Source organism: Dictyobacter vulcani, from assembly GCF_008974265.1.
Classification (GTDB): domain Bacteria; phylum Chloroflexota; class Ktedonobacteria; order Ktedonobacterales; family Ktedonobacteraceae; genus Dictyobacter; species Dictyobacter vulcani.
Genome location: NZ_BKZW01000001.1, coordinates 2235941 through 2251572 on the forward strand (window position 1 = coordinate 2235941; position 15632 = coordinate 2251572).

Sequence of the window (15632 nt, forward strand, 5' to 3'; positions counted from 1 at the left end):
TATTCTCTCCTTTTTCAAAACCTTGAGAGAAGACACTCCGAATTCCACCCGTACAAGTAAGCCGTATAGGAAAAGAGCCCATACTTGCATTTAGTATAGATCAGCGCACCAAATTTGCTCGCAATTTTTCACCCTTCGGCGCTCTCCGCTTAACGCCTCAAAGGTGCCTGGAGCTCGAATACAGCAATCTCAGGGCGGCAATTCAGACGTAACTGCGGCGCCACCATCCCGAGTCCTCGATTGGTATAATGTTGCAAATTTCCAATCTGATACATTATACATACCAGCGGGATATTTATGGGCGAGAGGAGGAAGTTGCAAGGAACCATAAAAAGGCAGGCGTACCTGTCCACCATGCGAGTGGCCAGACAATTGCAGATCAATACGTCGATGGTGAGCCGTCACATCAGCAAAGTCAGGTTCATGGACCATCAATAGAGCCGCCCCCTGTGCGGGCATCGCATTCAGCAAACGCACAAAGCGCCCTTCATGGGTCCAGGCAGTCATACCCAGACCATCATCGGACCATAGATCATCCATACCCACCACCTGTAAAACAGCGTTTCCACCTCCACGATCAATCGTATGCCAGGCATCATTGAGTTCATGAATATTATTGAACGCCAGGATCATACGAATCTGTTCTGGATTCGCCCAATGGTCATGATTGCCCAGCACACCAAACACACCATCCCGAGCCCGCAAATGCCGCAATTCAGCCAGAGTCGTCGCCGAGCTAGTGAGGAAACGCGTCACAAAATCGCCCGTAATCAAGATCAGATCCGCATCCTGCTCATTCACCACCTGTACCACCTCAGCCAGGCGCGCGGCCGTCATAAAGGTCTCATCGGTATGTAAGTCAGTGATATGAGCAATGCGATACCCATTAAAAACCGGATGGAGATGAGGAAGTACGAGACGTTGATAATGAATATCCAGCCAGGCCGGCTCAATGGAACGAGCATAAAGCATCGTTCCTCCACCAACCACCATAGTACCAGTCGCAGTCGCCAGTGTATTGCGCAAAAATGTCCGACGCCTCATCCAATCCTCACCCTTCCTATCTATACATCCACCACCCAGATTGGTAATGAAAAAGTTGCACAGTGCATTAGTTGAAATATATTGCTATTGAAAAGCAATCGTGAATAGCATGCCATAAAAGGAATCTTATATATACATACGTAGTAGGATCAATTTTAGAACGGACACGAGAGGAGTAGAACAAAGGGGATCATTGGCAAAAGAAGAGACAAATATGTCCTTTTGTTTATGCTTAAAAGATTGGGTAATCAAGATATTTCTGGCCAACAAGACACAAAGATAGCCCTGCTATGGATAGACAGATGCATGAAACAGCCTGGAAGCTTGCTTCTGAGTGCACATAAAGATCAGGATTACGAAAGAGCTTCCTGTACACCATCCATAGCCAGAATTTCATCAACCTGCTTGATCAAGCTCTGCGCGTTGGTAAAGCCATAGTTCACAGCATAGGTCTTGCCATGTGTATCCAGCATAACTGTGGTTGGAACCGTCAATACATGATAGCGCTCAGCCAGCTCAGGCGAAGCGGGCATATCGATGTTCACCACAGAGACGACATTCCCCTTGGCCTCAACCACACGCCGCAAGACAGGAGCCTGCAACACCCGGCATTGCCGATCTTCTTCGCTACCAAAAGCCAGAATGCGCACCCTGGCAGTTGTTGTGGGTATGCTTGCCTGCTCTACATCTTCATCTGCAGATATGTCAATACCGGGGAGAGGATGAAGATCCTCAACATGGGCCGGAACATGTGCATGTCTGCGATACTCAGCAAAGAAAGAGCGAGCCGCCAGAACAAAGATAGCCAGAAAGACAACAATCAACACGACAGCAGCCAGTTGTAAAACCAGATCAGACATAACAATCACACTCCCCGCCGAAAGAATCCGCCATCATAGCGAATGCAAAACAACCATCCCTGGAGCCATTGGCCCTCATTGAAACCAGCCTATCTGCTTATCTATAGTCCTAAAAAGCACGAGACGCGAGACAAGGAACAAGCAAGACAATCAAGAGCAACCACACTTTAACACGGAGAACATAGGATTGTACAGGTTTATTCCTTCTAATAACATAACGTATACCATTACAAGTAGCAACTTATACAGGCGGAAGTAAACTTGCTCGTTTTTCACGTAAGAACTGAGCAATCTGCTCTACATCATCCTTACGCAGTGCAGAAGACTTGAGGTCGCTCAAGACGGTACTCCACTGCTCTTTAGCGGGCAAATAGCGGCTATCGAGGCCCACCAGTTCCTCAAAGATACGTCGCTCTAACTCATGCCACATTGAGCGATCACGTCCATCGATATCGCCATCATCAGGCACATAATCCTGATCATTGGTTGTATTATCAACGCGTACATGGATTGGCTCAAAGGCCCGGCGTACCATGTCCTCCATACGTTGTAGATCTAAAGAACCAGCATCAAAAGCCAGCGTACCGGTCAGATGGATCTGCACAACTGGTTGAACGCCCAGATAAGCAGGACCCTCACGGTGACAATAATCCTCAAGACGTTTATACAATGCCTCTGGTTCTACCAGACCATCCACTCGTAAATCATAACGTACGAAGGGGCGTCGTCGACTCACTAAACGGACCGCATGATGGAAACGTTCTTTACGCTCAGGATCAATAATGCGCTCAGGCGCATCGGTATCGATCTCGACGTAATAATACCCACGATCCTCCCACTGTGATTCTTCCGCGCCACAGGTTTCAGTTGAACCAGGATTATACATCCAGCCATCAAACTCATAAGGCTTATGCACATGGCCCAGAGCCAGATAATTAATCTGATCCGCAAGTCCCTGAAACTGAGCCATAGTAGGCAAACCATGGACTCGCGGCACAATGCCATCCACCCCGGTATGCATCATCAATAAGCGATAAGCAATACCCTGATCCTGCTCCTCGCTCCTGGCCTCCTGCAGTGCTTCAGTCATGCCCTCCAGAGAGCGAGAAGTGGCTGCCCCTTGCCATGGCAAACCATAGACGCGCAACTGCCCATCTAACAGGTCAATATAGCTACCCAGCATCGTATCTTTATCCCAGGCAGTCAGTTGAGGTGAACCATTCTGCATCACCGGAGCCAGCAATTTAATATAGCCCTGATAACACAAAAACTGCAGCCAGGAAATACCATCCCGATAATAGCTCCGATCATGATTACCCTCAATCGCAATCACCGGAATATTGCGATCATGCAGCTTCTTCAATCCTTCAATGGCATGAATAAGCGTCAAAGCATCAATAGCCCGCTTATTAAAGAGATCCCCGGCAATCACCAGGAAATCCACCTGACGCTCAATAGCCGCATCAATCACATCCCAAAAAGCCCGGCTAAAATCATTGAAACGCTCACGTACACCATACTGTTCATAACCCAGATGGGTATCAGCAACATGAATAAAAGAAGCTCGCATATCTATTCCTGATTTCTGAAAATTGATTGACGGCATTATTAAAGCGGATGGTATCATGATGGACCCAATCGACCGCAAGGTCTTTTATTTTTTAATCAGGTACAAAATATCTCTTGTATTCCCGCCTGCGGCGGGAGAGGGAGGAGGGGATTGGTGGGGGACACCCCCACACCCCCGGCAGGAGGGGCTAGACGCCCCTCCTGCACCACCCCTCTTTATACCAGCTTTATTTGTGAAAGACCATAGGGTCGGAACCTACGCGGGACCGGTCATCCAGGCGCGTACGGCGACGATGGCGATGATAAGGGCGGCCACGCTATAGATTAAGAGGTCGCGGCGCTTGTCTTTGCCATTGGTAGTGAAGCTCAGCCAGACCAGGGGAATGCCAAGCGCAACAATACCACCATAGACATAGTGCAAATAATAGAGTTTTACACCCCCACCTGGTTTCAGTCCCACCGCGACCATGATCAGTCCAAACAGGCCCTGTAGCACGCCAAAGCCAAATGCTACCAGCAGCGCAATACGCCAGGACTTCAGATTATCGCTCTTCTGAAAATAAAGGATAAGACCCCAGATGCCCGCAACAAGGGAAGATAAAAGGACCAGATAGAGATTATAACTATGCAACAGATGAATAAAGTCGACCACAATACTGCCCCTTCAGGTTGTCGGATAAGAACAATCGTCTTATCGAACTATTCTTTTTTTTGATTGGGAAAATTGAAATTCCCTGGCCTTACTATAGCGTGTACGTCGCCAGATGACAATGGAATGTGCAGACATGTTCAGGGCATGTAGGTCTGGATGATGCGCATAATGTCATCTACCACAAATGGTTTGGGCATAGTTTGATCAACCTGCAAAGATTGGGCCTGAGCCAACTGATCGAGAGCCGACATAATCACAATAGTATGACGCTGTCGACGAACAGGGTCCGCGCTCAGAGCACGGCAAAATTCATAGCCATCCATGACAGGCATCATCAGATCCAGAAAAATCAAATAGCCGGTCTGAGGATCGGAACTGGATACGATGTCAAGCGCTTCTTTTCCATTACGAGCTACCTGGATGGGATAACCTTCGAGATCAAGAATATCGCTCATCATATCGCGGATCACAGCCTCATCATCCACAACCAGAATATTTTGAGGTCGTTGGCGCTGTGTAGAATTATGTGTATGCATTGTTTCCTTTTTACTTATTCCCCAGTATCAACAGGAGAAGCTACCTGTGGCAAATAAAAACTAAAGATCGAACCCTCATTCGCGATGCTTTGCTCTAACCAGAGTTTCCCACCCATGGCCTCGACAAAACGGCGACAGATATATAAGCCCAGGCCAGAGCCCCGAACTGGCGTCGTTAAAGAACGAGGGGCACGCACAAACTTCTCAAAGATCTTTTGTTGATCCTGTGGCAGGATACCCTCGCCCTGATCCTTCACACGCACCACAACCACCGGAATATCATCGTGATCGATCAATAGCGTTGGATCCAATTGATCTTCAGTCAGCAGAGGCTCTGTATCGGACAGTAACATTGGCGTGGCCGTCACTTGAATCTGGGTGCCGGGCGGAGAATATTTAGTAGCATTCTCAATCAAGTTCGTAAGCACCTGCCGCACCCGTGGCGCATCACCATTAATCCAGATATCGCGATCAATATCCAGCGTAATCATGTGTTCAGAATGATGGGTAATCATATTCAACGCCATCTCAGTCGCGGCCAGCATCTGCACATTCTCGGTCTGAATATCCATCTTACGATCGCCGGGTCCAATCTGGGCCGCCTCGGTAATATTCGCAACCAGGTCACTCAACTGCTGGGCCGCCACGGAAATCTTCGTCGCGAAACGCAAGACCGTTTGCGGTGTGGCACGCGCACTCTGACGCTTTAACTGGCTGGAATACCCACTGATCGCCGTCAACGGTGTGCGCAACTCATGGGAAGCCGTCACCAGAAACTCATCCTTGAGCTTATCCATACGCTCAAGGCGTGCATAGGCCTCCTCACGCTGCTCAAAAAGATGAGCATTACGGATCGCGCTGGCCGCCTGCGCACAAATCGCCAGGACCGTCCCAACGTCCTTGGGACGAAAGAAACGATTGCCATTAGGCGTCGGAACAGCCAGGAAACCAATAAACACCGCCTGATATGAAACAGGCACCATCAGCATATGCTCCACGCCGATCTCACGCAAGAAAATCACGCCACCTTCATTACTTCCGCGCGCCAATTCATCCAACTTGGGGGGATCCAGATAGAAAAAACCTTCATCAGCCATATGTTCCAGAAAAGTTCCTTTAAAAGGCAACTGAATCATATTAATGAATTTATCTGGCTCCCCTTTATTGGGAGGAGTAATCACCGGCATACCACTGCCATCATCCACCATTTTGACGCTTGAGGGAGCATAGAGCGCGTGCGCAATCAACTCTTCGGATGAAGGGGACGGCTCAAAAAAGACACACATATCAACGTTCGCAATTAAAGCCACCGACTCAACCAGGCTATTTAAAAGCTCGGTCACATTCAGGACTGAACTAATCGACTGGAGCGCGCTATTGATCGCCGCCAACTGCGCCTCGCGCTGGCGAGCATCATTGAGAATAGCCCGATCACGCTCATAGAGCTTGGTATTCTCAATACTCACCGTCACAATTTGTGCCATCGCCTCCAACACCTGAATCTCCTCAGGAGGATAAGCGTCAGGCTGCATGCTTGTCAGGCAGATAGTACCAACGACACGATTAAACATCTTCATTGGCAACAACAAAAAGGTAGCGGTATAGCGCTGATCACCCCAGACACCCGTCAGGAGTTCTTGATAGGCCTGCGTCTTCTCATAATCGCGAGCCGGAGAAAAGAGCAGCGAACGTTTCTCATGTTGCGTTTCACGCCACCAGACCGGACGTTCGGACTTCAGTTGAACCGCCGGCTTCTCAGCCAGACCATTGACGCGCACGCCATTATGCATGGCAAAGACATCATATAAACGATCCAGATCACGATCATAAATCGTCAACAACATGCCAGAGACATCCACTACCCGTGCCACAAACTGGTAAATATGCTCCACCAGATCGGATAGTTTGACCGAAGTGGGAAAAACCGAGCTGATACTCTGAAGGAGTTGCAGATAATCACTGGTACGCTGCTGCTTGAGACAGAGATTCTCATTCTGTGCTCGCAGTGCCTCATTTTGCAGATAGAGGGCGATGCGTTCCACATATTTCGGGGCCTCAACGCGCACCTTCTGGAGATTAAGCGTAGGATTTCCTAGATAATACAGCACAATCACACCCAGCACAGTCGTAGGATGGGGGTGTCCCAGCGACTCATCTACAAGCGTAGCTTCCCGGATAGGGATCGTCAGATAATATGAAGGCGTCACATCTGTATGTAGAGCGGTAGTTTGATTGGTACGCACAAGCGCCAGATAATCCTCATGGCGCATCGTATAAGCCTCATTTTTATGCCATGTATACCCAATCAAATCCTGGCCTGGAGAATAGGTTGAACCGACCGCAAACAGATCACACTGTTCAGGAGTTATGTCGATGACTCCATCAACAGGCAAAGCCTGAGAGCGAGAGCGAAGAGAGGCATTGACCGAAGCAACATGTTGAGTTTCTTCTTCACCTGTATCCAACTGCACGGTTTTGCGCCGACCTGGAGTATCTTGCTGCGGAGAAGAATGATTCAAACCAACCAGAGGAAGTTCAGAAGAAGGCTGCGCATTTGTCGCGCGCACATGCAACTGCACTCTCATCTGGCCGATGGTCTCATCATGTAATGCCATACAGGCACCCTGGGCACCAAATTGGCCCATCGTCTCTTTTAAGAGCAAGCGAAGTAAAGATAAAGGGTAATGCTCTTCGGCACTCGAATTTGGTCCTCCCCAAGTAGAGGCAGACATCCACAACTCCTCTTCTAGCCAAAAGCACTTGGAAGTGCAAGGAAAAGTTGTCTAGCTGACAGCGAGCAGATGCTACAGTAAATTTTCTACAGCGTAGCATATCACACACATTAGCCATATTCAACATGACAGGTAGAACGGCTGTATGAATAGAAAGTTGATGCATAATGTCAGCACGCATCAATGCATATTATTCATTATAGTTTTGCTGTTTTTAAGTTGGTGGGCTGGCAGTTTTTTTGCTTGAATTGTGTTCCTATGACCCAGCCACACTCGGGCACTAAAGTGCCCATATTTCTTTTTAGTGTGTGGTGAAAAAGTGCGCGATGCGCACTATTTTTCACCACACACTAAAGTTACTGAGCGCCGGTGGCGCGTAAATCTATTGCGTGCCGTTTCTTTTGAGCGTGAGGTTTAGACACGCTCTTACCTTGTACGGTATTGATCACTTTATTACTATATCACCTGATGACATAGCAAACAACATAATATTACAGGCTGGTATATAGTTAACTGATCAAGTGATTTGACAAGCTATCCATGGTGGGGCTATGATGCTATTAACAAGGAAACCAAGCACAACGCCTGTAAAGATAAATAACATGCCTGCTACAGCACGGTAGGCAGGTAGACAACGCCTTGCACACTGGAGGAGCAAGTTATGTCAGAAACCACAGCGAATGAAACTGTGTTTCGCACCCACACGCTCAGTAATGGCCTGCAAATTGTTGGCCAGCCAATGCCTGATTTTGAATCGGTGGCTGTATCCTATTATGTACGTACAGGCTCCCGTGACGAGTATGATCCCGGTATTGCAGGCGTCTCTCACTTCTTAGAGCATATGGTCTTCAAGGGTACAAAAACCCTGGATTGGCAAGAGATCACACTGGCATTCAATCAAATTGGCGCTGAACTCAACGCCTTTACCTCACATGAATCGACAGTCTACTATGCCCGTGTCCTGGGTGAATATCTGGATCGTGCCTTCGAGTTGCTCAGCGATATGATGTATCCCCGCCTGGATGAAACCGACTTTACCATGGAGAAAGAGGTTATCATCAATGAGATTGCGCGTTCAGAAGATCAGCCCTATAACCTGACCTACCGACGCATGATGCAAGATTATTTCGCTGACCATCCCCTGGGCCACGATGTATTGGGAACCCGTGAGAGCATCCGCAATCTAAAAGCTGAGCAGATGCGCGATTACTGGAAACGCCGTTATGCCGCCAATAACCTCATTCTGGCCGTTGCCGGTAACTTTGATTGGGACCATATTGTCGAGATGGCTGAAAAGCACTGCAGCGACTGGCGCACCGGAGATAGCGGACGCGATGTGTCTCATTATGAGCCTGCCAAATCTGCCAATCACATCATGGTCGACAAAAACCTCAAGCAGCAGATCATGATCATTGCCATGCCGGCCGTGGATATCAAACATCCAGACTACTATGCGGCCGTCCTGGGTGGCAGTATCCTGGGTGATAGCGACGGCTCACGTCTCTACTGGAACATCTATCAGCGCGGCCTCGCGGAATCTGCCAGTGCTGGACTCTGGGCAATGGAAGGGACTGGCATTATGCTGATGGAAGCCAATTCCACACCAGAAAATGCTCCACGCGTCCTCAAAATGCTCAATCAGGAACTGGAAAGCCTGCTCAACGACGGCGTCTTTGAAGATGAGCTACGGCGCGCCAAAGACAAATGGATCAGTGGCATCGTCCTCAGCAGCGAATCTACCTTCTCGCGCATGCGCTCCCTGGCCAACGACTGGGTCACCGAAGGGCGACTGATCAGTGTCGAGGAAGAGATTGAACGCATTGAGAAGATCACTCCGGAAGATGTTATGCGTGCGCTCAAACATTTTCCTTTACGTGATAAACAGATTATCACCAGCCTTGGACCTTTGAGCGAAGCAGAGCTTTTTGCTTAAACATTTCCAGTGGATAACAGCAGATGATACTACCGCTTAGATAGTCTGCTGTTGTCCACGTTCCGCAAACAATGCATGATCCTCAATAATCTGCTGCACAATCGCCTCTACAGAACCATAGCGCGAATCAATTGGCCAATGCGTAGTCTCTCCATCAGCTTTCTGCACATCTAACCAGACCCGCGTCTGTCGGGAGTCATCATTCGCATGCAGTTGCAAAGCCAGACTCTGTACCTCAGCAAAATCTAACACGTTAAATTTGCGACGCTCAGAAGTATGGTTAATGCATTCAAGCACACCTTCAGGAGTCAGGATCAGCAGGGAATTACGCACCCTGTTACCACGTCGGAATGACAGCAAGGCAACCAGTAACGCCCCCAGAACAGGTAAGATCCAGAAGTAGATGCTCAGGTGCAGTAGAGAAGGCACAAAATCATGAAAATTGCTGGACTTGATAGCAGGTTCAATACCGGATGGTATATTTCCCGGAGCTTCAACCAACCAGCGTAAAACGCTAAAAGGTCCCAGGAAGAAAAGGAGAGCAAATTGCAATAGTCCGATAAAGATAAAAGTGGACAGGCAAGAAAAAATTGCCAGGCTCACAGGTTTACCTTTACCATCAAATACGCGCCATCTCTCTGGTAAAGGCTGTTGCTGAGCTTGTTCGAGTATGGCCATCGGATTGATCATAAAGAACATCCTTTCGTCAATAGGATAAGTGCGATAATCCTCATTACTTATACTCATCAGGCAGATGATCTGGATGCATATGTCAGTAATACAGGTAGCCAGGCTAGTACATTGTCAAACTTCGTGTGATGAGTTGTGCGCCCGCTACGCGGGCGGGATGGGGGGGAGATGACGGGGGCACAGCCCCCGATCCCCCAGTCAAGGGGCTCGCCGCTTGATCATGCCCCCGGCATGCTCGCTTGCATCCCCACCTCCCCATCACATGATTTCTGACAGACTACTAGTGTTTAAGGCTTACGCCTATCGGGATCAGGGGATACAGCCACACTCGGGCACTAAAGTGCCCATGATTTTTTTTATGTTGTCGTGTTAAATAATGCGCCATGGCGCATTATTTAACACGACAACATAAAAAGGGGAAATTTTGGCGCCATAGGTGCATAAGCTCGGGTGAAGAAGCTATTGAATGCATGAGGAGCCGACACACACTAACCTCAACCAGCAGGAGGGCTAGCTGGATCCTCCTGCTGGTTGAGGTTAGCGGTCGGCGAGCTGGCAGATAGCCTGCACGCCAAGGCGTAGATCGTGCTCTGAGGCGGCGAGGGAGATGCGCACGTATTCATCTGAGATCATTCCAAAGCCCTGTCCCGGGGTTACGGTCACGTTACTGACACGAATAAGATCAAGTGCAAACTGGCGGCCTCCACTGGACTCACCATTACGGCCTGCGACATTGATGAGGGTATAAAAGGCACCATGGGGAATATAGCTATAGCGGCCAGAAGCCTTAAGTTGCTCAAGCACCAGATCGCGCCGACGGCGATAGCTTTCCCGCATCGTCGCCACGCATTCCTGAGGTCCGGTAAGCGCCGCCTGAGCCGCTCGTTGAATGGGGGTGCTAATATTGGTCAGATTAGCATTCAGGACATCCACAATCGTTTTTAAGAGTTGTGTGCCAGCCACCACATATCCGATCCGCCAGCCAGTCATAGCATAGGTTTTAGAAAAGGTATAGATCCCGATAAAGCGACCATCCTCAAACTCTTGTCTGGAAAGCAGGCAAGCAGGACTGAGATGCTCACCCTCAAAGATCAGCTGATCATAGCACTCATCGGAAAGCAGATACAAATCATGGCGATGAGCAAAATCCAACAAGCCAGCAATGATTGGACGAGGAAAAACCGCGCCAGTAGGATTGCCCGGGGTATTGATCAGCAGCATACGTGTACGCGGCGTAACCTGCTCCTCCAACCGACCCAGATCCGGCAACCAGTCATTGTCAGGATCCAATGGATAGCGCACACCAATCGCGCCCGCAATCTGGAGCTGTGGTAGATAGATCGGCCAGCAGGGATCAGGAATAAGCACCTCATCGCCAGGATTGAGCGTGGCCAATAATGTCGCGAGCAGCCCCCCTGTGCCCCCATAGAAACCGCGATATTCGTTGGATCCACGTGATAGCCATTGATACGGCTAACTTTCTCGGCCAGCAACTCACGCAGCCAGGGCCAACCACCAGCAGGCCCATACGTCTGCACCTCGCTGGCAATACTTGCAATCGCCGCCAGACGAATATGCTCAGGAGTTCGAAAATCCGGCTCCCCAATCTGAAGCCGGATCGGAGCCGGAAGCAGCTCACCGCGTGCCTCGGCCTCGCGCTGCAACTGGTCCGCATAAGAACCTAACGAAACAATATCGGGTACAGGAAGTTCATGTAGTTCTGGTTTGCCATATTTCATAAGCTCAGTCCACTCTGATAGTATTCACATAACCGTTGTATCAAACCGCAGATCAGCGCGATGCGCACAGGCAAAGGCTCAATCTCAATATATTCATCGGGATTATGGGCCAGTCCTCCTGTGGCTCCCAGGCCATCAAGCGTAGGTATGCCCAGGCCAGCAGTTGTATTGGCATCCGAAGCCCCACCACTGGAAACATCCTCAATCGCCAGCCCCAGTGTTGTCCCGGCTTCCCGCACCAGTTGCACCAGACGCTGGCCGGACTCCGTTCGCTCGAAAGGTGAATTCTTAACGCCAGTAGAGAGCGTAATCGTTGTACCATCCAGTATAGGTTGCTTTGTCACCTGCTGCATCGCGGCCTCAATCGCCGCCAGACCAGCGCGATCACTGACCCGCACATCGATCTCGCAATAAGCGTAATCAGGAACAATATTCGTCCGTTCACCGCCACGAATAATACCCACATTCAACGTGGCCCCGGGAATTGTTCCATTAATAGCCTGTAAGGCCACCACCTGATGCGCCAGCTCAACAATCGCATTGCGTCCTTTATCCGGCTCTACGCCAGCATGCGAAGAGAGACCCTGAACTTCAACCCGATAATTCGCAATCCCTTTGCGCGCCGCCACAACGCGATTAAGCATCCGACCCGGCTCAAACACCAGTACCGCATCCGCCTCACGCGCCAGCTTACTAATCAAGGAACGGCTAGAAGGAGAGCCAATCTCCTCATCACTATTACACACAAACGTCACCGTCTGGTAGTCTGTTAGATGCGACTCAAGCAGCAATTGAATGGCATAGAAACCCATCAACAGGCCAGACTTCATATCCAGCACACCAGGTCCCTTAGCAATGGGTACGCCCTTCAAATGGGCACGCGAAAATGGGCGACGCATTGCCTCACCGTCCGGAAAGACCGTATCCATGTGTCCAACCAATAGTAACCGAGGTCCCCGTGGATTCGTGCCATTATGTACCGCCACAAGATGATTGCCATACTCAGGCTGCTCATCAAAATACGTCTGAAAACCCAGATGCTGAAAACGTTGCTGCAAATAGATCCCAACCTGGTCAACACCAGACTTGAGATACGTACCCGAATCAATATTCACAATCGTTTGCAGGTCAGCAAGAAAAGGCTCCAGCACCGACTCGGCCCGCCCCACAAAAAAGTTCTTCGGCATGCAAAGATCCCTTCATCATTCAAATGCCAATGACACATTATCCACATACAACAGCGATACAATTAAAAAGCCATCTTGATTGCCAGTGTTCTGTCAGTCTGCATGGGAAATGTAAGCCCCCTACGCGGGCGGGAGAGGGGAGGGAAGCCAGGGCACAGCCCTGGAGCCCAGTCAGGGGATTGCCATCCCCTGCACCCCTGCTTTTCCTGGCAAGTTTGACAGAATACCAGTCACACGCAACTATCCGCATCACTCACACAATTACAGTTCAAGAGACAGTCACTCGTAGGGTAGCAGCCACAAGCAAGCCTTGTCAATGGAACAACTTGCCATAAGTTCAGGGTGATATAGTATATGAGTAGTATGCCTGATAAAATAATAGTGAACGCCGTCCATTTGCGGCTCATTTTGTACTTATGATTGAATGGTATACAATACATCCCACAAAAAAAGAAAAGGAAATGGCGACCCTCTATGTCAATTGCGATTATAGTTCATGGTGGAGCTGGCAATATCAGTCCTGAACGCAGTGCTGGTGCCAAAGCCGGTTGTAAGGAAGCCGCCAGCATTGGCTGGCAGATGCTCCAAAACGGAGGCAGTGCACTGGATGCCGTGGAAGCAGCGGTACGCGCGCTCGAAGATAACCCTCAATTCAATGCTGGCCGTGGAGCGTGCCTGAATAAAGAAGGCAAGATTGAACTTGACGCCGGCATTATGGATGGCAACACCCTCACAGTTGGAGCCATCGCTGGTGTGCAGTTTATTCAGAATCCCATCTCTTTAGCCCGGCGCGTACAAGAAAGCGAGCATGCGTTCTTGATTGGTGCAGGCGCGGAATTTTTCGCCAGAGAACAGGGCTTCGATTTCTGCCGCTATGAAGACCTGCTCACCGAACACCAATATAATGCCTGGAAACATCATGACAGTACTGCATTAACCTATGAGGCAAAAGAGTCCAGCGAAAAACCCAAAAAACACGGTACAGTGGGTGCAGTAGCCATTGACAGTGAGGGACATCTAGCCGCCGCCACCTCAACTGGTGGCATCCTCAACAAATATCCTGGCCGGGTTGGTGATTCTCCTCTGGTAGGTTGTGGCTTCTATGCCGATGAGCACGCCGCGATCTCATGCACGGGCTATGGTGAAGACTTTACGCGCCTGATGATCGCCCAGAGGACCGCCAGTAACGTAGCACAGGGGCACACGGCACAGGAAGCAGCTGAAGCCTCTATCCGCTTCCTCTCCGAACATGCCGAAGGCGATGGTGGTTTAATCGTCGTTGATCGCAATGGGAATGTGGGAAAAGCGCGCAATAGTGAGCATATTGCCCATGCCTATATCACCGAGCAGATGGCAGAACCAAGTGCAGATATTTTTTAGCAACGGGTAGCACAAACAAGTGCAACCAACTATAAAAAGCCTCGTGAGAAGATTTTCTCACGAGGCTTTTTATAGTTGGTGATCTAATGAATCAAGATAGTTGAAAGATAATAGCCGATTCCAAAGAATAAAGCAAAAAGAACCAGACCAAATAAAATCACCAGGGGCATATTCACACGTTTAACAGGAACCTCAGGAGCATAAGCCGCCTGACGAGCGGCCGCCAATTTGGCACTCATCGAAGCATCAAAGGCAGTTGAAGCATTACTCGCATCTAAAGTCATCATACGCCCATTTGTATCCGAGCGGGCTGCATATTCGCCATCCGCTGAACGCACACCAGATCCTAGTGGCTGGCTTAACAAGCTACCTGAGCGAGCAGGAGCAAACTGTGCCTGCGGCGCCCTTGCCATGGGATCCTCCACCGCTTGATATGCAGGTGCCAGTTGGCCAGAAATTGGTGGGGGCGGTGGCTCTAACGCCTCAGCCAGCACTTTAAGTTCCGCATGCAGAGCCTCAGGGGTAGCAATATATTGAGGATGCTGCCGAATAACAGTGCGCGCAACAAGCTCACAGACCTCAGCAGGAGCATTACGCATAAAGCGCAGGCGACCATCAGCCGACGGCTCTACCATGCGAGCATCGGGAGTACGCCCCGCCAGCAACTGATAGAGCAAGAGTCCTACCGCTCGCGTATCATCCGCGCGGCGACTATCGCTCATCTGGCCTGCCGGCAAATCAGGATCGGAAAAAACCGGTCCACCGGTAGCCCCAATAACATTCCAGGCAGAAAAATAGGCCGCATCCCCGGGGAGCGCAAAATTATTAATGCGAACCAGACCCCGTCGATCACGGATAATTGCAGATGGAGTCAAATCACCATGGGATACCTTACGGACAGGAGTGCTGGCATACATTAAAGCCTGGCAGACCTGAACGCCTAAATCAACCACGTGATAAGGGGAGAGTTGCGACTGCAGCAACGTGCCAAAATCATCGCCATCCACATATTCCTGCACAATATATAAAGCATCTGGTTCCACAATGAGATCATAGATGCCAATAATATTAGGATGTGCAAATTGAGCGGTAGCACGAATCGCAGCGCGATATGCTGGAATGTGCTCGACTGCCGCCGCTTTTATCGCGACAGTACGTTGCAATACCTGGTCGAACCCCTGATAGACAGCACAGGTTTGCCCCTGCTGTACCAAACGCTGTAGCAGGTAGCGTCGTTGAATGACCCGGCCTGTTTCCACTGTAAGCCTCTCAAGATTACGCACTTATACTTCCTTGCATCCAGATGAGTG

The 15632-nt window shown here is 49.7% G+C and carries 12 protein-coding genes; 2 read left to right on the plus strand and 10 right to left on the minus strand.

Features of this window, described 5'->3' with window-relative positions:
- Window positions 1-189: 189 nt before the first annotated feature.
- The 6 genes from KDW_RS09445 to KDW_RS09470 all read right to left on the minus strand — a co-directional run bounded on the left by KDW_RS09445 (window position 190) and on the right by KDW_RS09470 (window position 7393).
- Complete coding sequence (locus KDW_RS09445; protein WP_151755720.1) at window positions 190-1044, minus strand: metallophosphoesterase; 855 nt, start codon at window positions 1042-1044, stop codon at window positions 190-192.
- Between the two features lie 353 nt (window positions 1045-1397).
- Window positions 1398-1904, minus strand: coding sequence for a conjugal transfer protein TraF (gene traF, locus KDW_RS09450; protein ID WP_151755721.1), 507 nt, complete (start codon window positions 1902-1904; stop codon window positions 1398-1400).
- Window positions 1905-2145: 241 nt separating this feature from the next.
- Complete coding sequence (locus tag KDW_RS09455; protein ID WP_162005090.1) at window positions 2146-3474, minus strand: metallophosphoesterase family protein; 1329 nt, start codon at window positions 3472-3474, stop codon at window positions 2146-2148.
- A gap of 255 nt (window positions 3475-3729) precedes the next feature.
- Window positions 3730-4125 (minus strand): hypothetical protein, encoded by a 396-nt coding sequence (locus tag KDW_RS09460; protein ID WP_151755723.1) that lies wholly within the window; start codon window positions 4123-4125, stop codon window positions 3730-3732.
- 137 nt (window positions 4126-4262) lie between these two features.
- A complete protein-coding gene (locus KDW_RS09465) occupies window positions 4263-4661 on the minus strand; it encodes a response regulator (protein ID WP_151755724.1) in 399 nt (132 codons plus the stop codon).
- A 14-nt stretch (window positions 4662-4675) separates the two neighbouring features.
- Complete coding sequence (locus KDW_RS09470) at window positions 4676-7393, minus strand: GAF domain-containing sensor histidine kinase (protein WP_151755725.1); 2718 nt, start codon at window positions 7391-7393, stop codon at window positions 4676-4678.
- A 661-nt stretch (window positions 7394-8054) separates the two neighbouring features.
- Here KDW_RS09470 and KDW_RS09475 point away from each other — a divergent pair.
- Window positions 8055-9326: a M16 family metallopeptidase gene (locus tag KDW_RS09475; RefSeq protein ID WP_151755726.1), complete on the plus strand. Its 1272-nt coding sequence runs from the start codon at window positions 8055-8057 to the stop codon at window positions 9324-9326.
- Between the two features lie 36 nt (window positions 9327-9362).
- Here the strand turns inward: KDW_RS09475 and KDW_RS09480 are convergent, their stop codons facing one another.
- The 3 genes from KDW_RS09480 to KDW_RS09490 form a co-directional block, all read right to left on the minus strand.
- Window positions 9363-10016 (minus strand): hypothetical protein, encoded by a 654-nt coding sequence (locus KDW_RS09480; RefSeq protein ID WP_162005091.1) that lies wholly within the window; start codon window positions 10014-10016, stop codon window positions 9363-9365.
- 537 nt (window positions 10017-10553) lie between these two features.
- Window positions 10554-11384, minus strand: coding sequence for a pyridoxal phosphate-dependent aminotransferase (locus tag KDW_RS09485; RefSeq protein ID WP_233097662.1), 831 nt, complete (start codon window positions 11382-11384; stop codon window positions 10554-10556).
- Window positions 11385-11751: 367 nt separating this feature from the next.
- Window positions 11752-12942: a M20 family metallopeptidase gene (locus KDW_RS09490; RefSeq protein ID WP_151755729.1), complete on the minus strand. Its 1191-nt coding sequence runs from the start codon at window positions 12940-12942 to the stop codon at window positions 11752-11754.
- 474 nt (window positions 12943-13416) lie between these two features.
- Here KDW_RS09490 and KDW_RS09495 point away from each other — a divergent pair, with 474 nt between their 5' ends.
- Window positions 13417-14322, plus strand: a complete 906-nt coding sequence (locus tag KDW_RS09495; protein ID WP_151755730.1) for an isoaspartyl peptidase/L-asparaginase family protein — start codon at window positions 13417-13419, stop codon at window positions 14320-14322.
- Between the two features lie 83 nt (window positions 14323-14405).
- Here the strand turns inward: KDW_RS09495 and KDW_RS09500 are convergent, their stop codons facing one another.
- Window positions 14406-15605, minus strand: a complete 1200-nt coding sequence (locus KDW_RS09500; RefSeq protein ID WP_151755731.1) for a protein kinase domain-containing protein — start codon at window positions 15603-15605, stop codon at window positions 14406-14408.
- Window positions 15606-15632: the final 27 nt, after the last annotated feature.